This window comes from Novosphingobium sp. PY1 (genome assembly GCF_017312445.1).
GTDB lineage: Bacteria > Pseudomonadota > Alphaproteobacteria > Sphingomonadales > Sphingomonadaceae > Novosphingobium.
Map to the genome: position 1 here is coordinate 33,169 of NZ_BLTI01000017.1, position 25,285 is coordinate 58,453.

21 protein-coding genes are annotated in these 25,285 nt (G+C 61.9%); 11 read left to right on the forward strand and 10 right to left on the reverse strand.

The window, feature by feature from the left end; all coding sequences use genetic code 11:
- Nucleotides 1-128: 128 nt before the first annotated feature.
- The 7 genes from J3474_RS21030 (at nt 129) to J3474_RS21060 (ending at nt 8,694) form a co-directional block, all read left to right on the forward strand.
- Nucleotides 129-1,766 (forward strand): class I adenylate-forming enzyme family protein, encoded by a 1,638-nt coding sequence (locus J3474_RS21030; RefSeq protein WP_207095493.1) that lies wholly within the window; start codon nt 129-131, stop codon nt 1,764-1,766.
- Nucleotides 1,767-1,912: 146 nt separating this feature from the next.
- Nucleotides 1,913-2,674, forward strand: coding sequence for an SDR family NAD(P)-dependent oxidoreductase (locus J3474_RS21035; protein ID WP_207095494.1), 762 nt, complete (start codon nt 1,913-1,915; stop codon nt 2,672-2,674).
- Nucleotides 2,674-4,041 (forward strand): SRPBCC family protein, encoded by a 1,368-nt coding sequence (locus J3474_RS21040; protein ID WP_232512353.1) that lies wholly within the window; start codon nt 2,674-2,676, stop codon nt 4,039-4,041. The genes J3474_RS21035 and J3474_RS21040 overlap by 1 nt, the downstream gene beginning before the upstream one ends.
- Before the next feature lie 27 nt (nt 4,042-4,068).
- Nucleotides 4,069-5,043, forward strand: a complete 975-nt coding sequence (locus J3474_RS21045; protein WP_013836709.1) for a thiamine pyrophosphate-dependent dehydrogenase E1 component subunit alpha — start codon at nt 4,069-4,071, stop codon at nt 5,041-5,043.
- Between the two features lie 12 nt (nt 5,044-5,055).
- Nucleotides 5,056-6,066: an alpha-ketoacid dehydrogenase subunit beta gene (locus tag J3474_RS21050; RefSeq protein ID WP_013836710.1), complete on the forward strand. Its 1,011-nt coding sequence runs from the start codon at nt 5,056-5,058 to the stop codon at nt 6,064-6,066.
- 11 nt (nt 6,067-6,077) lie between these two features.
- On the forward strand, nt 6,078-7,520 hold the full coding sequence (locus J3474_RS21055) for a dihydrolipoamide acetyltransferase family protein (RefSeq protein WP_207095495.1): 1,443 nt from the start codon (nt 6,078-6,080) through the stop codon (nt 7,518-7,520).
- A gap of 13 nt (nt 7,521-7,533) precedes the next feature.
- Nucleotides 7,534-8,694, forward strand: coding sequence for an acyl-CoA dehydrogenase family protein (locus J3474_RS21060; RefSeq protein ID WP_207095496.1), 1,161 nt, complete (start codon nt 7,534-7,536; stop codon nt 8,692-8,694).
- A 31-nt stretch (nt 8,695-8,725) separates the two neighbouring features.
- Here the strand turns inward: J3474_RS21060 and J3474_RS21065 are convergent, their stop codons facing one another.
- The 8 genes from J3474_RS21065 to J3474_RS21100 form a co-directional block, all read right to left on the reverse strand.
- Nucleotides 8,726-9,226: a MaoC/PaaZ C-terminal domain-containing protein gene (locus J3474_RS21065; protein ID WP_207095497.1), complete on the reverse strand. Its 501-nt coding sequence runs from the start codon at nt 9,224-9,226 to the stop codon at nt 8,726-8,728.
- Complete coding sequence (locus tag J3474_RS21070) at nt 9,223-10,224, reverse strand: acyl-CoA thioesterase II (protein WP_207095498.1); 1,002 nt, start codon at nt 10,222-10,224, stop codon at nt 9,223-9,225. The genes J3474_RS21065 and J3474_RS21070 overlap by 4 nt, the downstream gene beginning before the upstream one ends.
- A complete protein-coding gene (locus J3474_RS21075) occupies nt 10,209-10,679 on the reverse strand; it encodes a VOC family protein (protein ID WP_013836715.1) in 471 nt (156 codons plus the stop codon). Before J3474_RS21075 ends, J3474_RS21070 begins: the two co-directional genes overlap by 16 nt.
- Nucleotides 10,676-11,470, reverse strand: coding sequence for an SDR family oxidoreductase (locus tag J3474_RS21080; protein WP_207095499.1), 795 nt, complete (start codon nt 11,468-11,470; stop codon nt 10,676-10,678). The genes J3474_RS21075 and J3474_RS21080 overlap by 4 nt, the downstream gene beginning before the upstream one ends.
- Nucleotides 11,471-11,527: 57 nt before the next feature.
- The gene (locus J3474_RS21085; protein ID WP_013836717.1) at nt 11,528-12,754 is read right to left on the reverse strand and encodes an aromatic ring-hydroxylating dioxygenase subunit alpha; all 1,227 of its coding nucleotides are present in this window, start codon (nt 12,752-12,754) and stop codon (nt 11,528-11,530) included.
- Between the two features lie 644 nt (nt 12,755-13,398).
- Nucleotides 13,399-13,614 carry a hypothetical protein gene (locus J3474_RS21090; protein ID WP_207095500.1) on the reverse strand — a complete coding sequence of 72 codons (216 nt, stop codon included), beginning with the start codon at nt 13,612-13,614 and terminating at the stop codon, nt 13,399-13,401.
- A 327-nt stretch (nt 13,615-13,941) separates the two neighbouring features.
- On the reverse strand, nt 13,942-14,514 hold the full coding sequence (locus J3474_RS21095; RefSeq protein ID WP_242528529.1) for an OsmC family protein: 573 nt from the start codon (nt 14,512-14,514) through the stop codon (nt 13,942-13,944).
- Nucleotides 14,515-14,551: 37 nt separating this feature from the next.
- The gene (locus J3474_RS21100) at nt 14,552-15,484 is read right to left on the reverse strand and encodes a hypothetical protein (protein WP_207095502.1); all 933 of its coding nucleotides are present in this window, start codon (nt 15,482-15,484) and stop codon (nt 14,552-14,554) included.
- 189 nt (nt 15,485-15,673) lie between these two features.
- Between J3474_RS21100 and J3474_RS21105 the strand changes: the two genes are divergently transcribed.
- Nucleotides 15,674-16,708 (forward strand): AraC family transcriptional regulator, encoded by a 1,035-nt coding sequence (locus J3474_RS21105; protein ID WP_207095503.1) that lies wholly within the window; start codon nt 15,674-15,676, stop codon nt 16,706-16,708.
- 56 nt (nt 16,709-16,764) lie between these two features.
- Here J3474_RS21105 and J3474_RS21110 read toward each other — a convergent pair whose 3' ends face one another.
- On the reverse strand, nt 16,765-17,544 hold the full coding sequence (locus tag J3474_RS21110; RefSeq protein ID WP_242528530.1) for a DUF4336 domain-containing protein: 780 nt from the start codon (nt 17,542-17,544) through the stop codon (nt 16,765-16,767).
- A gap of 102 nt (nt 17,545-17,646) precedes the next feature.
- Nucleotides 17,647-18,954 (reverse strand): MFS transporter, encoded by a 1,308-nt coding sequence (locus J3474_RS21115; protein ID WP_242528531.1) that lies wholly within the window; start codon nt 18,952-18,954, stop codon nt 17,647-17,649.
- A 700-nt stretch (nt 18,955-19,654) separates the two neighbouring features.
- Between J3474_RS21115 and J3474_RS21120 the strand changes: the two genes are divergently transcribed.
- The 3 genes from J3474_RS21120 (at nt 19,655) to J3474_RS21130 (ending at nt 25,120) form a co-directional block, all read left to right on the forward strand.
- Entirely contained in the window at nt 19,655-22,030 is a 2,376-nt protein-coding gene (locus tag J3474_RS21120; RefSeq protein WP_013836723.1) for a TonB-dependent receptor, read from the forward strand.
- A gap of 91 nt (nt 22,031-22,121) precedes the next feature.
- Nucleotides 22,122-23,435 (forward strand): sulfatase, encoded by a 1,314-nt coding sequence (locus tag J3474_RS21125; protein WP_242528532.1) that lies wholly within the window; start codon nt 22,122-22,124, stop codon nt 23,433-23,435.
- A complete protein-coding gene (locus J3474_RS21130) occupies nt 23,432-25,120 on the forward strand; it encodes a glycoside hydrolase family 3 protein (protein ID WP_207095504.1) in 1,689 nt (562 codons plus the stop codon). The genes J3474_RS21125 and J3474_RS21130 overlap by 4 nt, the downstream gene beginning before the upstream one ends.
- Nucleotides 25,121-25,285 lie beyond the last annotated feature (165 nt).

A 25,285-nucleotide genomic window follows, 5' to 3' on the forward strand; every position in this document is an offset into this window, starting at 1 on the left:
TTAAAACAGACATGAATGATTGTCTTTTCCGTTTGCCTTGATAAGCTCGCTGCAAACGAAGGTCCTCGGTCTGACTCGTCGTTCGGCGGGCGCATCGCGGATCAAGGCAAAGATTGGGAGAGCAGGCGATGGGCGATCAAAAGCCGATCCTGACCATGGGCGCGATGGTCCGCGCTTCGGCGGGGCGTCATGGTAAAAGCGATGCGATCGTGTTTCCTGACAGGCGGCTGAGCTATGAGGCGTTGAACCGGGCTGCCCGCGACTGGGCCAAGGCGCTTGTTGCAATGGGCGTGAAGCCCGGTGACCACGTCGGCATCCTCCTGCCTACCTGTATCGATTTCATCACGGCATTCTATGGGATCACCATGGCCGGGGCCGTCGCGGTTCCGGTCAATGCCCGCTACCAGGCCAGCGAACTGGGCTATGTGGTGGCCAATGCCGATCTCGTGACGGTGATCACGACCGGCAAGGTCGCCGAAAGCGTCGATTTCGGCCTCCGGCTCGAAACGGCAATGCCCTCGCTTGTGCATCAGACGGATGCGTGGCGGCTCTCGCTCAAGGAAGCGCCGCGCCTGCGCAGCATTGTCTGTCTCGACGAGAACTGCGCGGCCTATCTGATTTCCGCCCGCGCTGCGCTGGCGGCAGGCGAGAGAGTCGATGAAGCCGAGATCGACGTGCGGATCGATGCGGTGGAACCGGGCGATACCTCGATGATCCTCTATACATCGGGGACGACGGCCAATCCCAAGGGCGCAATGATCAGCCACCGCGCGCAAGTGGCGAACAGCCGCAACCTCGGTGTGCGCTACGAATGCACCGCGCAGGACAAGGTCTGGTCTCCACTACCGATCTTCCACATCGCGGGAATCCTGCCGATGACGATGATCCTCGATCTGGGCGGTGCCTACATGACGATCCCCCATTTCGATGCGGGCGTGGGGCTGGAGATGCTTGGCCGGGAAGGCGCGACGATTGCCTATCCCAGCTTCGTGACGATCATGCAGGGCCTGATTACCCACCCGAGTTTCGAGAAGACGGACCTTTCGCGCCTGCGTGTCATGAACTCGAATTTCGCGGTCCAGCCCGAATGGATCAAGCTCGCCGTTTCCGAGGCGATGCCGCACACGATCCAGGTCGGCACTTACGGTCTCACCGAGGCGGCCGGCACGGTTTCGACCAGCCGCCTGTCCGACAGCTACGAAGTGCGCACGGGGCGATGCGGCGTACCACTGGATGAATGGAAGGTACGCATCGTCGATCCCGAGACCGGCGCGGACTGCGGACCGGACGAGCGCGGCGAGATCGTGCTGGGCGGACCCAACGTGCTCCAGGGTTATTACAATGCCCCCGACAAGACCGCCGAGGCGATCCGCGACGGCTGGTTCCACACCGGCGATATCGGCTCGATCGATGCGCAGGGTAACGTGATGTTCCACGGCCGGCTCAAGGACATGCTCAAGGTCGGCGGGGAGAATGTTGCCGCAGCCGAGATCGAGGCGATGCTGCAGACCCATCCCGCGGTGAAGCTGGCGCAAGTCGTCGGACTTCCCGACGATCGCTATGTGGAAGTGCCGGCTGCCTTCGTCGAACTGGCGGATGGGGAAAGCGTAAGCGAACAGGAACTGATCGAGCACTGCAAGGGTCGCATCGCCGGTTTCAAGGTGCCGCGCCATGTCCGCTTCGTCGATGAATGGCCGATGTCGACTTCGAAGATTCAGAAATTCCGCCTGCGCGAAGATCTTATTGCCGAACTGCAGACCGCTTGACGGCATTGCGCGGATTCATAAAAAAGCAGTCGTGATTGTCTTTTTTATTGCGCGGGCCGGGGGGAGTCTCTTAGACTGGAGACGAGATTGCATGGCATTCGCAGCGAAGAAGCGCTGTGATCCGGTAACGACAAGGACGAGGTGAGATGGATCTGGGACTGGCAGGCAAGAAGGCTATCCTCGTGGGTGCAGCGCGTGGTATCGGCTATGCCGTGGCGGAAGTTCTTGCGCGCGAAGGCTGCGACATCGCGCTGACCGCGCGTAGCGAAGACAGCGTCAAGGACGCCGTCGCCGAGCTGAGCAAGTATGGCACCCGCGTGGTCGGCAGGCCGGCAAATGCCAAGCAGCCCGATGAGTACAAGGCCTGGATCGAATGGGCCATCGAGGAACTGGACGGCGTCGATATCCTTGTGCCATTTACCTCCGCCGGCAGCGGCATGGGTACCGAGAAGTACTGGTACAATGCCTTCGAACTGGACCTGATGGGCGCCGTGCGTGCGGTCGAAGGCGTCGTGCCGACGATGACAGAGCAAGGTAAGGGCTCGATCGTCCTGATTGCGACGACTTCCGTGCTCGAGGCCATGGGCGGGCCGCAGCCCTACAACGCTCTCAAGGCCAGCCTGGTCACCTGGGGCAAGCAGCTTGCGCTGTTCCATGGCAAGGACGGCATTCGCGTCAATGTCGTCTCGCCCGGACCGATCGAGTTCGAAGGCGGCAATTGGGACATGATCAAGGGCACAATGGAGAAATTCTACAAGGCCCAGCTTCGCCAGCAGCCGATGGGGCGCCTCGGACGGCCCGATGAAGTGGCCAGGGCCATCGTCTTCCTGGCCAGCGAGGCCGCGAGCTGGTGCAACGGATCGCACCTCGTGGTCGACGGGGGCTATACCAACCGGACGCACTTCTGATGAAACGGCATGTCATGGGATGGGACGCGGCAGCGATGGACGTGAGACGCGTCGTCGATGTGCCGCGTGTCGACCCGGAGACCACCGGCAATGGAACGCCTGTCGAGAAGGCTCCCGACCCGGAACTGGGCACCGAGCTGATCCCGGCTGAGCGTTACTATTCACCCGAGTTCATGAAGCTCGAGTGGGAACGGGTCTGGACCAAGGTCTGGCTTCTGGGCGGCCGCTCGGACGATATCAGGGAACCGGGCGACTACATCTGCACCGACATCGGCAAGGAATCGGTGCTGATCGTGCGCCAGATCGACGGATCGGTGCGGTGCTTTCCCAATGTCTGCCTGCATCGCGGCAATCGCCTGCGGCCCGAAGGGCGTGGCAATGCCGAGAACTTCAAGTGCATGTACCACCACTGGACTTACGGTCTCGACGGCAGGCTCGAGCATATTCCGGACATGTGCACTTTCTTCCAGGGTGGTCCTCCGGGCATGGCGGCCACGTCGCTGCCCTGTGTCGAGTGGAACAGCTTCGTGTGGTTCTCGCTCGATACCGAGGTGGAGCCCTTCGATGATTTCATCGCACCGATGCGCCAGCACCTGGAGCCCTATCATCCCGAACGCATGGCGTGGAAGCGCGACATTACCGTGGAATGGGACTGCAACTGGAAGACCTCGGTCGATGCCTTCAACGAGACCTATCACGTGCAGGGCATCCACCCGCAGCTGCAGTGGTATCTCGACGACATCAACGTCCAGATCGACTGCTACGGCAAGCACAGTCGCTATCTGATCCCGTTCGCGGCGATCAGTCCGCGCGTGGCCATGCCCAGTCAGATTCCGCCGGCCATCCATGAGATCATGGTCAATGCCGGCATGGACCCGGCCGAATATGAAGGCCGCGTCAGCGATATCCGCCGTGACGTCCAGCTGTTCAAGCGTGAGCACGGGGCCGAGCAGGGCAAGGACTACTCCGAGCTCAATGACGACCAGCTGACCGACGACTATCACTACCTGATATTTCCGAACATCTCGGTCAACGTGCATGCCGACGACATCATGTTGTTCCGTCAGCGCCCACACGCGAGCGATCCGAACAAGATGTATTACGACATCTGGATGTTCGAGATCGTTCCCGAGGGCGAGGAATGGCCCGAGCGCGTGCGTCACCAGCGCTTCCGGCACGGCGACAAGACCATCGGCCAGGTGCTCGACCAGGATGCCTTCAATCTGCCGACGGTGCAGCTGGGCATGCAGTCGGATCATTTTCCCGGTCTCTGGATCGGAGACCAGGAACTGCGGATCCGGCACTTCCACTCCGCACTCGACGACTACATCTACGGGCCCGGCCAGAAACAGCCGGGCGATATCTAGCCACACGCATTTGCCGGGGGAGAGGGCATGCAATTCAATCGCGACGAACTGCTCGGTGCATATCGCCGGATGAAGACGATCCGCGCGTTCGAGGAACGCCTGCACGACGAGATCAAGACCGGCGAGATCGCAGGCTTCACCCATCTCTATGCCGGGCAGGAAGCGGTTGCCGTTGGCATCTGCGACCAGCTCACCGTGGATGACAAGATCGTCTCGACCCACCGCGGCCACGGCCACTGCATCGCCAAGGGCTGCGACGTGAAGGGAATGATGAAGGAGATCTACGGAAAGGCCGGAGGGCTTTGCAAGGGCCGGGGCGGGTCGATGCACATTGCCGACCTTGAAGTGGGCATGTTGGGTGCAAACGGCATCGTCGGCGGCGGCGCACCGCAGGCGGTCGGTGCGGCGATCGCAGCGCGGCTGCAGGGCAAGGGGCGCGTCGGGATCGCCTTCTCGGGCGACGGCGCCTGCAACCAGGGTACCACCTTCGAGGCGATGAACCTTGCCGTCGTCACCAAGGTCCCGGCGATCTTCGTCTTCGAGAACAACCACTATTCCGAGCATACTGGCGATGCCTATGCGGTCGGTACGTCGAACGACATCGCCAGTCGTGCCGAGGGTTTCGGAATGAAGGCGTGGCGGGCCAATGGCTGCGACTACTTCGATACCTATGCGACTTTTGCGCAGCTGCTCGAATATGTCCGGGCGGGCAACGGTCCGGCGGCCATCGAGCTCGATACCGAGCGCTTCTATGGCCATTTCGAGGGCGATCCCCAGCGCTATCGCGGCCCGGGCGAACTCGATCGCCTGCGTGATGAGCGCGACTGCCTGAAGGCCTTTCGCGCCCGGGTCACCGAGGCTGCGCTGCTTTCGGCGGACGAGCTCGACGCCATCGACAGCGAAGTCGATGCACTGATCGACGAGGCCGTGGCCGAGGCCCGGGCCGATGACATGCCCGATCCCGCAGGCGTCGCAGACGACGTCTACGTCGAATACTACTGAGGGAGCCTTGCCATGGCAGTCATGAATATTCGCGAGGCGATCGTCAGCACGCTTCACTCTGAAATGGAGCGCGACGAGGACATCATCGTTCTGGGCGAGGACGTGGTGGGCGGCAATGGGACTGCCGGCGGTCCCGAAGCGATCGGCGGTATCTGGGGTACGAGCCCGGGGCTCTGGGAGAAATTCGGCCCCGAACGCGTGATCGATACGCCGATTTCGGAAAGCGCGATCATCGGCGCGGCGGCAGGCGCAGCGCTTTCGGGCAAGCGGCCGGTTGCCGAACTGATGTTCGCTGACTTTGTCGGCGTCAGCCTCGACCAAATCTGGAACCAGATGGCCAAGTTCCGCTACATGTTCGGGGGCAAGACCAGGTGCCCGGCGGTCGTACGGTTGGTCTATGGCGCCGGCATGCAGACGGCGGCGCAGCACAGCCAGTCGGTCTACGCGATGTTGACCTCGATGCCGGGCCTAAAGGTCGTCCTGCCGACCACGCCGGCCGATGCCAAGGGCCTGCTGACCGAAGCGTTGCGCGGTGACGATCCGGTCATGTTTTTCGAGCACAAGACGCTTTACGGCGTGAAGGGCGAAGTGCCCGAAGGTGACTTTCGCCAGCGCTTCGGCGAGGCGCGCGTCGTGCGCGAGGGCGGTGACGTGACCGTGGTCGCCTGCGGGCGCATGGTGAGCTTCTCGGAAAAGGCTGCCGACAAGCTGGGCGCCGACGGGATCGGCATGGACCTGCTCGATTTGCGCACGACCAGCCCGCTGGACGAGGACGCGATCCTGGAATCGGTGGAACAGACCGGGCGTCTGGTCGTGGTCGACGAGAGCCCACCGCGCTGCAGTCTGGCCGCCGATATTGCCGCGATGGTGTCCGAACGGGCCTTCACCAGCCTCAAGGCGCCGCCGGCGATGGTCACCGCACCGCACAGCCCGATCCCGTTCGCGCGCAACCTCGAGCGTGCCTGGGTGCCTTCGCCGCAGAACATCGAGGATGCCGTGCGCCGCGTCCTCGCATTCCGCTAGGAGGGCCGGTCATGGCAAAACTAACGCCTTTCACCATGCCCAAGTGGGGCATCGAGATGGCAGAAGGTACGATTGCCGAATGGATGGTGGCCGAGAACGAGCCATTCACCCGCGGCACGGTCCTCACGCTCATCGAGACCGACAAGATCACCAACGAGGTCGAAGCCGAGCGCGAGGGGCGCTTCGTGCGGATCCTGGCCGAGCCGGGCCAGACGTATCCGGTCGGCGCGTTGCTCGCCGTTCTTTCCGATGGCGGCGAGGCGACGGCGACGGAAATCGACGCGCTGATCGCAGGCTTCACTCCTTCGGAGTCCGGCTTCGGACCGGATGACGAGGGTGTCGCAGCGCCAGCTCCGGCGCCGGGGCGCGTGGAAGCCGCGCCTGCCCGAGGCATCATCGTGCCTGAGGGAATTGCCATTACCGCCAGGGCGCGCGAGGAAGCCGAGCGGCTGGGCGTCGATGTGACCGCCATTTCCGGCTCGGGCCGGGAAGGGAAGATCTTCGCGCAGGACGTCCATCAGGCCGCAAAGCCCGAAGCGCAGCCTGAGCTTGTCGGCGTCTTGCCACCGACGCCCCACGCCGATGTCTACGCAACGCCGGTCGCCCGGCGGATCGCCGCGAATGAAGGTGTCGATCTTGCTTCCCTTGCAGGATCGGGGCCGCGCGGGCGGGTCCGCAAGGCAGACGTGCTGGCCGCCATGCCCAAGCCCGCACCGCCATTAGCGGAACCTGCACAGCAGGCTGAGCCCCAGCCGCAATCGCAGCCGTCTGTCGCTTCGTCTGCCAGTGACCGGTTCGACGTCGCGCCGATGTCGTCGATGCGGCGGACCATCGCGCGGCGTCTGAGCGAATCCAAGCAGCAGATCCCGCATTTCTACGTGCGCCGCCGGGTCCGTGCAGACCGGTTGCTTGCCCTTCGCGCCGGGCTCGAAGGCGAAAGGCCGAGCGTCAACGACTACCTGATAAGGGCCTGTGCGCTGGCGCTAATGGAAGTGCCGGCGGTCAATATCCAGGTCCATGGCAATGACATCCATCGCTATGCTGCCGCCGACATTTCGGTTGCCGTGGCGACCGAGAAGGGCCTTGTCACGCCCATCATGTTCAATGCCGACGACATGTCGGTCGCACAGATCAGTGCGGCGATGAAGGGGCTTGCCCAGAAGGCACGCAGCGGCAAGTTGAAGCCGGAGGAATTTACCGGAGGCAGCTTTTCGCTATCGAATCTGGGCGGTTTTGGCGTCGAGCAATTCGATGCCATCATCAACCCGCCGCAAGGTGCGATCCTTGCGGTCGGCACGGCGCGTCCCGAACCGATCGACGATGGCGGTGCCATCCGTATCGTGCCAGTCCTCAACCTATCGGTCTCGTGCGATCACCGCGCCATCGACGGCGCCGACGGCGGCCGTTTCATGGCTGCGCTGGCAAACCTGATCGAACAGCCTCACCTGCTCTGAAAGTGATCCGATTATGAACTTCACGCTGACAGACGACCAGTTGCAGTTGCAGGAAGCCGCGCGCGAATTCGCCCGCGCGGAACTGCCGGCCATCGCCGCCCAACTCGAACGGGAAAACCGACCGCCCAGCCGCGAGCTGGTCAAGCGTTATGCCGAGTTGGGTTTTCTGGGCATCAACGTGTCCAGCGATCTGGGCGGACTTGGCCTCGGCAATATCGAGGCGCTGATCGTACTGGAGGAATTCGGCAAGATTTCTTCGGCGGTCGGCTTCCCGATCTTCGAATCCTCGGTAGGGCCCGTCCGCGCCATCGAGCATTTCGGTTCGGAAGCGCTGCGCAAGCGCGTCGTCCCCGCCGTGTGCAGCGGCGACATGGTGGTCGCTGTCTCGATGTCCGAGCCCGACGCCGGAAGCGCGCTTACGGATCTGAAGACCAAGGGTGTCGTCCGGGAAGACAAGGTCGTGATCAACGGAACCAAACGCTGGTGCTCGGGTGGTGGCCACGCCGATGCCTATGTCGTCTACTGCCGCCTGTCAGACGATCCGGGCGCCAAGGGCATCGGTGCGGTGCTTGTCGAGAAGGGCACGCCGGGACTGTCCTTCGGTCCCAACGAGCAGCTCATGGGCTTTCGCGGTATCCCCTCGTCGGACCTGAACTTTGACGATTGCGAGATCCCCCTGGACAACGTCATCGTGCCTGCCGGCGGTTTCAAGAAGCTGATGGAGGCTTTCGATCTCGAACGCTGCGGCAATGCGACAATGTCGCTGGCCCAGGCCTCGGGTGCGCTGGAGGACGTGTGCGAATACGTCCAGGAGCGCAAGCAGTTCGGCAAGCCGATCGCCGAGTTCCAGGCCGTGCAGCTCAAGCTGGCCGAAATGCAGATGAAGGTCGAGGCCGCCCGCCTGCTGATATGGCGTGCCGCTTCGCAGGCCGAAGACGGTCTGCCCTCGGTGCTGCACAGCTCCACCGGCAAGTGCTTTGCGAATACCATTGCCCGCGAAGTGACAGGCGATGCCATGCAGCTGATGGGCGCATACGGATATTCCAAGGATTTCCCGATGGAGCGCCGCCTGCGCGATTCCTGGGGTTGGGGTATCGCCGGCGGCGCCATCGACATTCAGAAGGTCAATATTGCCGGGGCCATGCTCGGCCGCCGTTTCGATCAGCGGCGTTGATCCATGAGGGGGTGAGCGGGCATCGCGCGGACTACTGCGCGGTGCCCACCATCCGCTGACGGCCATCGCGGGTATAGACCAGATTGATACTGGTGAAGGTCACGGCCTCGGTCCCGTCCTCCAGCACCACGGCATAGCGCGTCCTGGCGGTCCCGCGGTCGGCGCGCGACCTGGAAGGTTCGAGCGAGACGATCTCGCTGGTCACGTGGATCGTGTCGCCGGCACGGATGGCGCGCTTGAGGCGCAATTCGTCCCAGCCCACGCCGCACACGAAATCGATGTCCCAGTTGATCTCGTGATCGAGCTGGCGCCACAGGGCGAGGACATGAATGCCGCTGGCCACCACTTGTCCGAAGACCGATTGCTTCGCGCTTTCAGGGTCGGTGTGGAACCATTGCGGATCGAAGGACCGGGCGAATTCGAGGATTTCCTCCTGCGTGACCGTGCGCGAGCGCGACTTGCGCCTTTCACCGAGGGAAAGGTCTTCGAAGGTGCGATAGGGTTCGCGCGGCCTGAATTTATCGGCACTCACAGCTTGCCCTCCCTTTTTCCGTCGAGAATGCGTGCCAGGCCCTGCTGGCTGACGGTGGCGACGAGCGTGCCGTCGCGCTTGAACACATTGCCGCGACCCAGCGCAAGGGCATTGCTCGCAGCTGGACTGTCGAGCGCATAGAGCAGCCATTCGTCGATACGGAAAGGCTGGTGGAACCAGATCGCATGATCGAGGCTGGCGGTCTGCAGGTAATCGTTGGCCCAGCCCAGCGCCATCGGGCCAAGTCCGGTATGGAAGATGTGCAGGTCCGAAGCATAGGCAAGCAGGCGCTGGTGGACATGGAGTTCATCGCCGATTTGTCCGTGTATGCGGAACCAGAAATGGCGCGTTGCCGGCAGGACTTCCCGGTTGTCGAAAGGGAAGGGCTCGACCGGGCGCCATTCGACCTGCTGGCGGCGTTGCCAGAAGGGGCGGTGGCGTTCGGGCAGGGCAGGGCCGAAATCCTCGACCAGATCGCTGATACGGGGCAGGGCCTCGGGTGGTGGCACGCCGGGCATCGTCACTGCGTGCGAGGCGGACGGCTCGGGTGCCTTGAACGAAACCATGAGATTCATGAGCGGTTCGCCATTCTGTGTCATTCGCACGAGCCGGTTGGAAAAGCTGCGCCCGTCCATTTCCCGCGTCACGGCGAAGTCATTGGCGATGTCGACCTGGCCCGGCTTGTAGAAATAGCCATGCAGGCTGTGCGCCTCCTTGCCTGTCTCTACAGTCAGCCGCGCCGCGGCAAGGCACTGGGAAACCACCATCCCCCCAAAGAGCCGCAGCAGGCCGCTCGGCACCGGAGCAACGCGAAACCGGTCCTCACCGGTTCTCTCGAACGCATAGGCCAGTTCACGTTCGATTTCGGGATCGTCCGGGAAGCAATTGGCGGCAGACACTTCAGGCGGCCCTTTCGGTTGCGCTTCATTCGGCGGGGCAGGGCGGCAGGCGGAGCCTTGTGTGCCGGCCGGATCGCCGAAGCCTAGCAGGTCGCGCATTGCTTTTCGAAGGCGAAGGTGCAGTCGGGATCGACGATCTGCAGGAGCTCCACGACATTGCCGTCGCAATCCCTTCCATAAGTTGCCCGGGTCATGCCGGACCCTCCTGGTGGGCAGTTGAATGTCATGCCCATGCCCTTCAGACGTTCGTATTCGGCAAAGACGTCGTCGCAGTAAAGGCATAGGTGCGTAATGCCGTGATCGCACATGCGCGGGTATACCTCGCGGGGATCGTTGCTGGCGTATTCGAACACCTCGATATGCAGGTTGCCCAGCCGGATCATGGCATAGCGCGCTGCACTGTTCTCCAGCCCGACCATCGTGTCGATGCGCGCATTGCCCCGTTCCCAGCCGCCTTCGCCGACCCGTTCGAACCCGAACCAGCGGCGATAGTGGTCGATGAAGCGCTCGAGATCCGGTGTCGAGATCGCGAGGTGATGGACGCCGCGGATCATGCCGAAGCCCGCGCTGCCTTCACCGCACTGACGATTTCGGCATTGGTGGGGTTGCGGCGCAGGGTGAGGCCGCCGTTTACCTGCAGCACCTGTCCGGTCATGAAGCAGGCATCGCGGGCGAGCCAGGCGACGGCTTCGGCGATGTCCTCGCTCGTGCCGACCCGGCCCAGCGGATATTCCTTGGTGAAACTCTCGATGATCCCCGGATTCTGCGCGGCCTTGCCGGTCATCGGCGTGACGGTGAAGCCGGGGGCCACCGAATTGGCGCGAATGCCGCGATGGCCGAACTCGTTGGCGATGCAGCGGATCACGTGATCCGCCCCGGCCTTGGTGCCCATGTATGCAGCATGATCTTCCAGCATGATCGAGGCCGTGGCCGAGGAGATCTGGATCAGGGAGCCGCCGTCGCGCATGGCGCGCAGCATCGCCTGGTAGAACAGGACCGCGCCGGTGAACTGCAGCGCTGCCATGCGTTCGATCTCGGCCTTGGTCGTATCGAGGAAGGGTTTGAGAAGCCCCCAGCCGGTGGCGTTGACGGCGATGTCGATGCCGCCGAATGTGTCGACCGCCTCCTGCGCCAGTCGGGCAAGGTCTTCTTCGCTGGTGAGATCGCAATCGGCAACTGCATGGCCGCCGATCTCAGCCGCGAGCCGATCGAGCTCCTCGGCCTTCCTGCCCGCGACGACGACTCGCGCGCCATCGTGGGCAAGCCGCCGGGCGATGACCTGCGCCATGTTGTCGCGGTTCGCTGCGCCGATCACCACGGCAACCTTGCCTGCCAGATCTGCCATGCTCTCTCCCGATTGTCTTTTGTCGTTCAATGGTATCGTCGAATACGGGGCGGTGGGTCAGTCCTTCTGGACCCAGGGCTCCAGCACCTGTTCGACGCGGGCATGTTCGGGGACCCGGTTGAGGCCGATGCGCCGGTCAAGTTCCTCGTGCCAATGGTAGATGCGCCGTTCCTGGTAATTGAGCGGCATGCCCCTGAAGCCGGGGCTTTCCAGCGATTCCTGGATCTGCGGCGCGTACTGCAAGTCCTCATAGAGGATCCGTTCCCAGTTGTTGAGGCGCGTGGTCCAGAGCGGGTGGGGGTTCTCCGGATCGTGATCCGGGGCCAGCCAGCTCGAGACGACGCGAGAGCGCTTCGGTCCCAGCGGCCAGAACTGCAGGATCGGGATGCCGGTCGGTGCCGGAGGCATCACGAAGTTGGGATAGATCTGGTAGCTGACGTTGTTCTTGGCGGGGAACTCGCCGATTGTCGGAATTTCCGGCATGCCTACTGTACCGGGATCGACCCAGTCTGGCCGGCGGTTGGGCGTGGCCATGCGGCTGTGGCCGTTGGGCCAGAGGCTCACGATCATCGCGCGGTGGTCAAGGAATCGATCGACGGTGTCGATGTGGATCGACTTGAGGTGATAAACTTCGAGGAAGGCATCGAGCAGGACCTTGACGTTGCAGTCCACCTCGTAGCTGCGGCTGTCGACGAGGCGCAGCTTATCGAGCTGGTACTGTTCGAGCTGCGCTGCCATCGGACCGATATGCTCGATCAGCGGCTGGGCATCCGGATCCTTGTTGATGAAGATCAGCGATCCCAGCAGTTCGCAGCGTACCGGTACGAGCGATCGGCAGGAGAAGTCGAGATCGACGAAGTCGCGCTTGTCGCGAACCGCCGTCAGCTTGCCGTCGAGAGTGTAGCTCCAGCCGTGGTAGCCGCAAACGAAGCCGCGGCCTTCACCCGATTCCTCGGTCACCAAGGGGGCGCCGCGATGCTGGCAGGTATTGTAGAAGGCCTTGATCTCCCCGGCGAGATTGCGCGCCACGATGATCGGCGCGCCGGAATTGCGGGAGAGGAACCAGGAGCCGGGATTGGGCAACTGATCGACATGGCCGGCGTATAGCCATGCCCGGTCCCACATCATCTCCTTTTCGAGCTGCAGGAACTCGGCATCGGTGTAGCGGCTGCCGGGAATGTCGGGTAGCTTGGGAAAACCTTCGGGCGGTGCCTTGCGGTCCCGTTCGTACTCCATGCGCGCATGGTCGTTCTCGGGCCTTTGATCTGTCACCGAATCGAGCATCTCTTCTTTCTCCCTCCGGCCCCGGTCTTCAATGCTCCGGGTGCAGGCATCGACCGAATCAAAAACAGACAAGAATGTTTGATTTCGTCGAAGTGATGCTTGTCTCATTACCGCGCGTACAGCTAAACAGTCAACAGTGATTGGAATTGGATTGGCCTTTTAGCGCGAACTAAAGCCAAACGCTCGTTTGGCGAATTGACGGCGAGACAAGGCGCGCGGCAGGTGCGGAATATGGATCAGGCATCGCACAGTAGCTCGCCGCGAAAGCCGCACCTGGCTTGCACTGTGTAGCGCTGCATTGAAGTGATATCCTGAAGGTAGCCCCTCGCGCAGGTAGAGTTTTATGACCGACCCAAACGAGGATCACAATCTCTGCGGCAAGTAGGGCAAAGAGCAGATCACCGCGCAGTTGAAGGACCGGTTCGTGGAGATGCGCCGCGAAGTGTTCGATGACTGTCGCTGCCAGGCCAGCCGTATAGCCAAGCTGCGGGCCCAATTTTCGCCCGCGCCGACCGATCTCGAAGCGGCGCCAGAAAACTGCACGGAACGCCGGGGCCGGAAGGCGTGGGATTGCCCGCCTCTCCGGCACTGCCGCAAGCGGCGCAAAGACTGAAGCCATGAGGCGGAGTGCTGCGCCGCTAGATTCAGGTGCTCAATGACTTGTCGATATTGTCGAAGAGCACTTTCAGCTCACCAATGCCATGGTTGTCGGCATGGCGGCGAACGCCATCGATCAGCTTGTGAAGGTGCTTTCGGGTCGGTTCATCGAGCTGGTTGAGCTCGTCAAGCCGCTTGATCAGCAAACCGACCATCGTCAGCGACAGCAGCGCGATATGATCTGTCTGGTTCTTGAGTTCCATCTGGCCTCTCCTCTTGCCAACCCGGTTGCACGAGACTGCCATGAATCCGTTTCACGTTCACCTTGATAATGCGGTGAAAGATAACGGGGCACTGCTTGTGCCTGGGATTTCGAGTCTGAGCCCGATGGTCCTGCCGGAGTTGAGCAACCGAACCAGACTCAGCGTGATCAGGCCTCTGATGAAACTGCGGTCGACGAACAGGTAGTTGGCCAGGATCAGGTCGGTGGCCAACCAGAACCACCATGTGAGATTGTACCTGGGCACGGTCCGTCTCCCGATTATTGCCCCCCGGGCGGGTTCGACCTGGCCGGGGGGCAGGCAATGGTCTCAACCAACGACCAGCTTCGGATCGAGGCCGATCGGCTTTGAAATGTTATGGAAGTTGGGCGAGGTCGCCATTACCGCAGCGTGGACTTCTTCGAACTGCGCAGGGGTGGCGTTGCCCTTGATCCGAACCGTGTAGGACAAGGCCTCGTAACCGGGGGCCACTGCCGGATCGAGGCCGAGAAAACCGCGCAGGTCGATGTCGCCGGTGGTTTCGATCTCGAGACTTTCGAGCTCAATGCCGCGAATGGCGCATTGCGCGACGTAGCCCACCGTCATGCAGGCATTGAGGGCCGCAAGCAGGTGTTCCTGTGGATTGGCAAACCGGTTTGAGCCGCCAAGCTCGCACGGTTCATCGATGTCGATGGTAAAGGGGCGGGCGATGTGCTCGCCGGCAAGGCCAAAGCCGTCGACCTTGCTTCGGGAGTGGGTCTGCCCCTGCCACTGCGTCGATACGCGCCAGCTGGTTGCCCCACTTTCAGGGTCTGCGGCCACGCCGCCCACGAGAGCCTTGAGTTCGTCCACATTGATGCCGTTCACGATTTCCGGCTTCGTCATTTCGGTTGCGCTGGTCATCATACGTCTCCTTCTTCTTTCCTGGGGTTGTTGTCTTTCAGGCGAGGCTTGCGATCATGTCGCCGATGCGGCTCATCTGGACTTCGGTGACCATCCCGGTCAGTACTTCGCCGAAGTGCGGGTGCTGCGCGCCGGAATGGATGTACTGCCAGCGATAGGCCTTGAGGAAAGCAGCCTCGATTGCGGCGGCTTCGCCGCGATCGACCATTCGCCCGCAAACGTTCGCGAAGTACGCGGCATCGCAAGCGGATTGCGTCTGCAGGATTGCGTCGACGGCGCCGATCAAGGCGATGAAGTCGTCGACGCCGCGGTCCCGCTCCTCGGCGCAGATCGAAGCGTCGTGCCGCTGCAGTTCGAGTTCGTCGAGGATCGCGTGCTGGCTTTCCTCCTTCCAGTGGTAGAGGAACACGTCCCTGAACAGCGGCGAGACTTCAGCGTCGAAATCGATGCTCTGCCGGTAATGGGCTTGCGTGAACAATTCGATGTCGAGCGTCAGCATCAGGACGGCCCATGTGCTCTTGCCAAGAACCGCGCCCGCCACTTCGTCGGGGTCGATATCGAAGCGATAGCCTTTCGGCAGGACATCGCCGATCATGGCGTCGATCCGCCGGAACAGGGCCTGATGCTTGAGCTCCTCGTCGCTGAAGCGGATGAGAGCCTCCAGCGCCGTCTGATCGCCAAGCCAGTAATCCTGGCTCAGCTCAAGGATCTTGGCGTTGATGTAACGCTCGACCAGCCCGAATACATTCGCATAGGTCCGGCCCTGGATCTGGCTGACTAGGCGCTTCTCGTCGTGGGAAAGCGATTTGAATTCATCGATCAGGGACAGCCCGTCAGGCAGGAATTTCTCCACCCTCGCAAACCTGCGGTTCCGGATGACGTCTTGGTCAATATCCCAGCGCACGCGCTTGGAAGCGCTGATGCATCGCTGGTAGCGATTGGGTCGCGTGATTTCGGTAAAGGCGTTCATTCTCGCTGCTCCTTTGCCATTGGCAGCGCGATCGCTGCCTTGCCCGCGTGCGCGGTGCTTTTTTCTTGTCATTCGCTGTTCGTTTCGCGGCAGAATTGGAGCATAGGTGCCTCTGGTGTTTGGCAGGTGCCGACCGATGCCGCGGTTCCGAACACAGGTTTGTTTTGCGCCCAAGCCCCCTTGCGATCTATGATCGGCTCGCCGGGAAAAATGATCGAAACGCCGGCCCTTCTTCAGGAGAGTGCGATGGATCCGCTTTCCGACGTTTTGCGTGTGGCGCGGCTGAAAGGCGGAGTGTTCCTGCACGCCAATTTCACCGCGCCTTGGTGCATCGCGTCACAGATGACGCCGCAACTGTGCCTGCCGTTCATGCAACCGGCCGAGCATCTGATTCCCTACCATTATGTCGTCGATGGCGAATGTTTCGTGCGGACTGAACGCGAGCCATCGAAAGTGCACCGGTTGCAGGCCGGCGAAGTCGTCGTGGTGCCGCACAATGACGTGCACCTTCTCGCAAGCGAGTTTTCCTGTACGCCAATTCTCGCCAGCGACCTGATCAAGCCGCCGGGAGACTCAGGCCTGTTCTCCATAAGTCATGGCGGTGGCGGCCGGCCTGTAAAAATCGTCTGCGGGTTTCTGGGGTGCGATGGCGCCCGGACCAATCCGGTCCTCTCCACTCTGCCGTCATTGTTGGTCCTCAACATAGACGAGGCCGGAGGAGCGGAGTGGATTCGATCCACTTTCCAGTTCGCAGCCAATGAGGTGGCCGGCGGCCGGCCGGGGTCGGAAGCCGTCCTCGCCAAGCTGTCAGAGCTTCTGTTCGTGGATACGGTTCGACGCTATGCGGAAACTCTTCCCGAAGGTCAGACCGGCTGGCTCGCCGGCTTGCGCGATGCCTTCGTCGCGCGTGCACTCTCTTTGTTTCACGGCGATGTGGCGCGGGCATGGACGATCGACGACCTAGCCCATGAAGTCGGCCTCTCCCGCTCGGCACTGGCAGACAGGTTCGTGCGGTTGCTGGGACAGCCGCCCATCCAGTATCTCTACCATTGGCGCATGCAGATTGCGGCACAGGAGCTGCGCAATTCTTCCGCGTCCCTGGCGCAGATCGCCTTGTCGGTCGGTTACGATTCCGAGGCCGCATTCTCGCGCGCCTTCAAGAAGGCCTACGGCTCAGCACCGGCGAGCTGGCGCCGAACCGCGCTCACCCGGGAAGCGGCTTGAGGCAGGTAACTCCGGTCGGGGCCCGGCAAGGCGGCTGGCTGCTTTTTGGGCGCAGCCTAGATCCAGCTCAATGCATCTTCGAGGACTTTTGCGGCGTTGGCTTTCTCGCATTTCCCATGCGCAATCAGTAACTGTTGCGGCTGCCAACCGAGGAGCTTGCGACGCGCGGCGCGGGCCGGCTTTCGCCGCAGAAAGCTCGCCCGCCATTCGCGCGGCGTGCTCCCATGTTGGCCGGCCAAACCGTCGAGTTTCATCAGCAGGCCCTTGAAGCCTCGCAGGTATGGGGGATGGAACCGCTGGATCAGATCGCAGACTATCGCGGTGCTCGATGGCCGATGAAAGAAGACAACTTCTTCCATCGCGAATGAGCCACGAAAGATCACTTGATCGATGTCCGCCGCCCAGCACGGGGGTGGGAGATCGGCCAATTCATCATCGAAGCGCATCTCGGGCCTCTTGCGCGCCAGACCGGGCGGCGCGAAGAGCCGGGCATCCGGCCATCGTTCGGCCCATTGCTGAAGGAACAAGTGATGAAGCTTGTTGGGTGAAACAATGTAGCTCACCGGCCCTATCGCTTCGACGGCGCTGGCCAGTTCATCCGTCAGCGCGATGGGCGACCAGATCCACACCTTGCCGTTCGAAAGCCGCACGGCAGCCATGCGTGTCGGATAGGGGAAGCCAAAGAACGATACGTCCGGTCCGTCGACGCAATAGAGGGACAGCCCAAATTCTTCGAGCATGGATTCAGCAGCTCCCAATTGATCCGCTTCGATAATACATGAAATGATACGGCGCGGCGCAATCGATCTTGCTCGGGAACGTAGCCGTTCCTTCATGCCGCTGCCCTCTCATCCAGGCACTTGTGGTCGGGCCGCTGGCGATTGCCAAAGTTGTGAGAAGGGGTGGGAAAGCATTCCTTGTGACGCTTCGAATGGATCTCAGGCTTCGGTTCTCGCTGGCGCCGTTTCGGGCATCTGCCAGAATACTGCGAACACGCAGAGAGCTACCAGGGCGATCATGGCTCCCGGCGCGCCCGCCCAGCCACTTTGCGTCACGATAAGATGGGCAACGAGCGGAGTTAGGCCGCCGAACAGGGCGGTCGCAGTCGTCGCGCCGAGTGCTAGGCCGCTGAGGCGACCCTCGCCGGGGAACTGTTCGGCCGTGCTTACCGCGCCTACCGCACTCACTGCGCCGCCCAGCGCTGCCATGATGAAGGCGCCCACCCACGTCGCCACACCGCCGCTGGTCATTGCCGCGAACAGGCTGGTCGGCAGCGCGATACCGCCGAGCGCCAGAGCCAGCAGAACCGGGCGGCGGCCGAACCGGTCGGAAAGGAGCCCGGTTAGCGGCGTCACCAGGATTACCGTCAGCGCCGCGAGCGTCGAGATCGACAATGCACGCGCTTCGGGCATGGTGCCGGTGGCATCGAGAAAGACCGGCACATACGTAATGCCCACATAATAGGTGATCGATCCCAGCGCCGAAATCGCAAAGCCGCGGCTTATGGCGATGCGCTGGCGCGAGAGCGTCTGGCGGATCGGCCGCCGGGGCACTTTCCCCGTGCGTTGCTGGCGGGTGAATTCGGGTGTTTCCTCCAGCGTGGCACGAGCGATCAGCACCACGCCTGCCAGCGCCGCGCCGAACAGGAAGGGTAGGCGCCAGCCCCAGCTGACGAGTGCGGTTTCAGGTATGACCCATACCATCAGCGCCGCTGCTCCCGCCGCGGTCAAGGCGCCGATCTCGCTGGCTGCCGAGGCACAGCTGGTAACCAGCCCGCGACGTTCTTGGCTGGCGCCTTCCAGCAGGTAGGCGACGACGCCTGTGTACTCTCCGCCAACCGAGAACGACATGAGGCAGCGTAGCGCGATCAGCAGGACGCCCGCGAGAGGCCCGGCCTGTGCATGTGTCGGCAGCAGGGCGGTTGCCGCCATCGCCGCTGTCATCATCGCCATCGAGCCCAGCATTGCAACGCGCCGCCCGAACCGGTCGCCAAGGTGGCCGAATACCAGAGCGCCTAAGGGGCGCATGAGGTAGGCCACTGCAAATCCGCCCAGCGTCTCGGTCATCGAGCTCGCGCCGGCGCCGAAGAACACGCGGGCCAGTACCGTCGCGAAGTAGAGGTAAAGCGTGAAGTCGTACCACTCCACCGCCGTTGACAGCGCCGCCACGACCATTGAGCGCCGGGCCATTGGAGGGAAGGAAAAGGGTGCGCTGCTCACGGGGGAGAAACTGGCTTCCTTGGTCATGCCGGCATCTTGGCAAAAAGATCATTGAGAGTCTGGCGCTGCATGGATCGACGCACAGCAACCGTGTCCGCCGCATCGATGGCTACCATGCTGCGAGAGTTCTCGGCCAGATCGACAACAAGGATAACAATAGCGATCGGACCGCTCCTTCCAAATCCGCCTCAGGCATCACATGCGATCATCGGGAAAAGGCGCTGGCCAATCCATTCTCGACAGCATGAGGGCTAACCTCGAGCCTGTGCGCCTTGAACACTTTCGTCCCCAGATCGAGCCCGACTGTGAAAATCTCCGAAGTAACGGCTCTTCCGTGTGGATCGTTCCAGAACCAAACTGGCTCATCAATGGAAGTCGGGGGAAGGGGGCACATCATCCAAGCCCAGGCGCAAGGCGACAGGCCGCACCTAGTTTAACGCTAAAAGTGCAGTCCTTGTCAGTGTCAATCATGCGCAACTGAAAGTGAGCAGGGTACGGATCCAATTCCCGGGGTTATACCGCTCAGTCCCTGCGCGCGCGGGCAAAAGCCTGCCTGTGATATTTCAGCAACAATTCTGCCCCTATATATTAGCGTTAAAATTATTCCGTTGACGCGCGGCGTCGAAGGCGCTTTTAGCGTTACACGTATCGAGTCACTCGAAGCCGCCGCACATGTCTGCCCTTGCGCAGCATGCTTGTAGTCGGACCGTTTATGAGGAGGGAGTGTATGTCTTTGAAAGTCGCTATTCGCGTGTCCGCCGTGTCTGTATTGTCGCTGGGCGCAGCTCTGGCTGTCAGTGCGCCTGCCTTCGCCCAGGAAGCCGCTGACGAGGTTCAGCCGGGCGATATCGTCGTAACCGCGCAGAAGCGCACTGAGCGCCTTCAGGACGTTCCCCTTGCCGTCACTGCGGTGAGTGCGGAATCGCTTGCCGCGCGCCAGATCAACGATACCAACTCGCTTGTCACTGCCATTCCTTCGCTGTCGTTCCAGCAGGGCGCAAACCCAACCAACACAAGCTTCCGAATCCGCGGCGTCGGTACGGCGCTGTTCGGTCAGGGTGTGGAATCTTCGGTTTCCGTCGTGGTGGACGGCGTTGTCGCCGTACGATCGGCACAGGGCTTCTCGGAGCTCGCCGACATCGAGCGGATCGAAGTTCTGCGGGGCCCGCAGGGCACCCTGTTCGGCAAGAACGCGTCTGCCGGCGTGATCAGCATAACCACCGCGCGTCCCTCCGACGTGCTGGAAGGCAAGGGTGAGATTACTGTCGCCGAGCACAATGAGTATCGTGCACGCGGCACTGTTTCGGGCCCGATCACCGACACGCTGCGTGCCCGCGTTTCCGGATTCTATAGCGATGTCCAGGGCATCACCCGCAACATCGGCACCGGCAAATGGGTCAACGGCTCGAAAAGTTGGGGTCTGCGCGGCAAGCTGGAATGGGAGGCCACCAGCAATCTGACCTTCCTGCTGACGGGTGAATACAAGAAGACCGACTCGGATTGCTGCGCATCGACGTTGATCTCCATTGTGAATCCGGTTCTGCAGTCGGTCGTCGGGCCGATCGATGCATCGCGCAAGAACCGCACGATCAACGAAGATACTGACACCTACGCGAACAGCAAGTCGCAGACATACTCGCTTCAGGCCAACTGGGACCTGGGTGGATCGACGGTCACCTCGATCACCGCGTACCAGAAGTATGATCTGGAGGTTAATCAGCCCATCGACCGTATCAACGCAACTACGCCGATCTACTTGGGCCCCCCGTCCTTCGCGCCTTACACGCTCTGGAACCAGAATCACGGGATCGTCGATCTCAGTGCCTGGTCGCAGGAACTGCGCATCGCAAACAACGGTACCTCGGACTTCAACTACGTCCTTGGCGCGTTTTACATGCACAGTGACATCGACCGTCCGTTCGACCGCCGCCGCGCACGTTGCACCGCTGGCGTCGTGGGCGAACCGTGCGCCAGCACGAATATCGTGTGGCAATCGGCTCAGAGCCGCATTCGCCTGAAGCAGGACAGCATCGCTGCGTTCGGTCAGGCCGACTACCGTCTTGTCGGTGGTCTGCGCGCTATCGGCGGTATTCGCGTGCAGTATGAAAAGGGCACAAACAGCGGCGTTCGCACTGCTCCGATCGTTGCCGGCGACAACGTGTTCCCTGGCAACGCAAGCACCAGCGGCACTTTCAGCGCACATGACACCGCTGTGACCGGCAAGGCCGGCCTGCAGTACGAATTCAGCCGCAATGCGCAGGTCTATGGCACCTATACCCGTGGCTACAAGGGCCTGGGCTACGAGATGGAAATCTCAGCCGATCTGGCCAATCAGAACGCGATCCAGCCTGAACACGTCAATGCCTACGAAATCGGCTTCAAGGGCAGCACCGCTGACCGTACGCTGAGCATCTCGGCAGCCCTGTTCCAGGCGGATTACTCGAACCTTCAGGTGCAGGCAAACCGTTCGGACCCGAACACAGGCGTTATCCGTTTCACGACCACCAATGCGGGCTCGTCGCGCACCCGTGGTTTCGAAATCGAAGCGACCATGCGTCCTTCGGACTCGTTCTCTGTCAATGCTGCCGTCACCTACGCTCAGTCGCGTATCGACATCGATGGCCTGAACTGCGCGCTGCAGCTGCAGGCCGGTGCACCGGTCATGACCGGGACCCCGATCAACGTCTGCTATCGCACCAGCGCAGGCGCCACGCCTCAGCAGAACCTGCGCGGTCGCCCGCTGCAGGCCAGCCCGGATTGGCGCATCTCTGTGGTCCCGCGCTACGATTATGAAGGTGATCGTTTCAATGCCTTCGCTCAGATCGGCGTCAACTTCACCAGTGCGCAATACCTGAGCTCGGAACTCGATCCGTTGACTATCCAGCCTGCGTATACGCTTGTCGATGCATCGGTCGGCGTCTCGACCGCAGACAAGCGCTACAACCTGACGGTATTCGTGAAGAATCTGTTCGATACGAATTACCTGACCAACATCGGTCATAACTCGTTGATGTCGACCGTCGCCAATCCCTACGATTTGGTCGCTACGTACAACAAGGACTCCAGCCGTTACTTCGGCGCCACCTTCGGCGTCCGCTTCTAAAAAGCACCGAGAGCCGGGCGCTTGCGCCCGGCTCTCTTGTCTCTTTGGGAAAGTACAGGCCGTGGACCGACGCAGTTTCCTCGCAACCGCCATGACGACCGCAGCGGTGTGTACTTCTCCGGCTGCCATGGCAGCGAATGCGCGCAGACCGCGCAATGTCATTGTCATCCTGTGCGACGATCTGGGCTACGGGGATCTGAGCATCACCGGCGCGCGTGGCATCAAGACGCCCAACATCGATCGCATGGCGCGCGAAGGGCGCACGTTCTCTCAATTCTATGCGGCGGCAAACTTGTGCACGCCCTCCCGGGCAGGACTGCTGACCGGCCGCTATCCCGTGCGCACGGGCCTTGGCGACAAGGTCATTCTCTACAATGACGACCGCGTCCTGCCGACGAGCGAAGTCACCATTCCCACCGCGCTCAAGACTGCAGGATATGCGACGGGATTGTTCGGCAAGTGGCATCTGGGTCACCGCGGACCGGACTGGCTGCCGACACATCATGGGTTCGATCGCTTTGTCGGCATCCCTTATAGCCATGACATGAGTCCGCTGGTTCTGGTCCGGGCGGAAGCGGGCAAGGAAGCGCACCAGGTTTCGACTGAAATCACTCCGCTTCAGCAGATCTTCTGCGAAGAGGCGGAGCAGTTCATCACCGAGAACGCGGAGCGGCCCTTTTTCGTCGAACTGGCGCTCAGTGCGCCGCACCTGCCGTGCCGCCCGCCTGCACCGTTCGCAGGTCGATCCGGCGCGGGAGCCTATGGCGATTCGGTGGAAGAAGTGGACGACAAGGTCGGCCGTATCCTTGCTCTGCTGCGAAAGCTCGGGATCGAGCGTGACACGCTGGTTCTCTTCACCTCCGACAATGGCCCCTGGTATGAGGGCTCGAGCGGGCCGCTGCGCCAGCGCAAGGGCGGCGGTGGTTACGATGGTGCCAGCAAGGTGCCGATGATCGCCTGGAGCCCAGGATCCGTGTCCGCTTCAAGCCACTGCGATGCGATCGCCATGGCCATCGATTTTCTCCCTACCTGCTGTGCGCTTGCCGGTGTCCCGCTTCCCGAGGTCGAACTGGATGGAAAGGACATTTCCTCCCTCATATTCGACGGCGCGGAGCAGTCTCCCCATGAAGAGCTTGTCCTGTTCGACAATGAAGACCCTGTCGCGATCCGGACCCAGCACTGGAAGTTCGTCTCGGGTGACTACTTTCTGGCCGCCTTCCGGCCGACCGACCCGAAATATCCGCAGCTTTATGACCTCAGGGACGATCCGGCCGAAAACTACAGCAAGGCCGACCGCCATCCCGAAGTGCTTGCCGACATGCGTCACCGGCTTGAGCGTGCCCGCGAACGCTTCGCACCGTTCAAGCGCGCTTCGCAACCCAGATCTTCGGGCGCGCACGCATGATTGAGCCTGCTTCGGGGGACACCGATCCGCTCACCATCGACGATGCCGCCCGGGCCTGGGTGGAACGCATGCGCGATACGATGAGCATCGAGGAAAAAGTCGGTCAGCTCTTCGTGTTCTCCACCTCGCAGGACAGCCGCGAGGAGCTGGCGCCATTGCCGGCCCTCAAGCCCGGTGGCATCAATCGCTTTCCCAAGCCCGATCTCGCTGCCTTTCGCGATGCGACGATGTTCGCCATTGAAAGCAGCAATGTGCCGCCGATCTTCACCGGCGACATCGAAGGGGGCACGATCAGCTATCCCTTCGCGACGGCAGTCCCGAACATCATGGGCCTTGCCGCTTGCGACGACCTGGCGACAACCGAAGCGGTGGCGCGACTTGTCGCACGCGAGAGCCGGGTATTGGGCTACGACTGGTCGTTCGGTCCTGTGGTCGACATCAATTCCGCCTTTCGCAGCGCGATCGTCGGTACCCGCTCTTTCGGTTCCGATCCGGATCGTGTCCTTGCACAGGCCAGTGTCTATGCTCGCGTCCTGCAGGAGGAAGGCGTCGCCGCATGCCTCAAGCATTGGCCGGGCGATGGTTTCGATGAGCGCGATCAACACCTTGTCACCAGCGTCAATCCGCTTTCGGTCGAGGAATGGCATGAACTCTACGGACGCATCTACGGCTCCTTGATCCGCGCCGGGGTGATGACGGTCATGTCGGCCCATATCGCATTCCCGGCATACATCCGTGCGCGTATGCCCGATGCCGGTCGCGAAGCGTTTCAGCCGGCCAGCGTTTCACGCCTGCTGAACGAGGAACTGCTGCGCGGAGAGTTGGGCTTCAAGGGCCTGATCATATCCGATGCCACCGGCATGGGCGGCCTTACGAGCTGGATGGAACGATCCGAAGCCGTTCCGGCCCTGATCGAGAACGGGTGCGACATGTTCCTGTTCAGCCGTGTACCCGAGCAGGATTATCGTTTGATGATCGATGGGCTGCGTAAGGGCCTGCTATCCGAGGCGCGGCTCGAGGAGGCGATCACCCGCATTCTCTCGCTCAAGGCTCGTCTGGGTCTGCACTTGCGCGAGCCGGTAGAACGCCTCGCGCCCCTCGAGCAGATGCGCGCGGGGTTGCAGCAGTCTGCAGATGTCCGGAAGGCCAATGCGGCCTCCGGCCAGAGCATAACCTTGGTCAAGGATGTGCAGGATCTCCTGCCGCTTGATCCCATTCGCCACCGTCGCATCGTGGCAGTCATGGAGGAGGGGTTCAGCTTCTGGGATGGCGCATTGGGCCGTGGATATGACCCGATTATCGGGGAATTGACGCAGCGCGGCTTCGAGGTTCGGTCTTATGATCCCGACAATATGCCAACACGCGAGGATACCGATCTCGTGCTCTACCTCGTGGGGCAGGAAGCGACGCCAAGCGCCGCGCACATCTACCTCGACTTCGTGAAGCTGCACGGGACCAATCGCAAGGCAATGACGCAGTTTGCCCAGGAAATTCCGACAGCATTGATTTCCTTCGGTCAGCCTTACTATCTCTTCGATGCGCCGCACATGAAGACCAGTATCAATGCCTACAGCTCGATTGAATCGGTCCAGCGCGAAACGGCGCGGCGCCTCGTTGGCGAAGCACCGTTTACTGGCGTGAGCCCTGTCGATGCGTTCTGTGGCCTCGAACAGCTCAAGTGGTAAGGTCGAACAGGCGATAGGCGCACTCCGTTGCAACGGCGCCAGGCAACTTTGGGTTGTCAGTGAGCGGCGCTCGCCGGTGTGTCTTGGCGTCAAGCCTGCGAACGAGATCCTGGATCAAGAACGCACAGGCATCCCGAGAACTCCCGTGCGCAGGAACATTCGGTG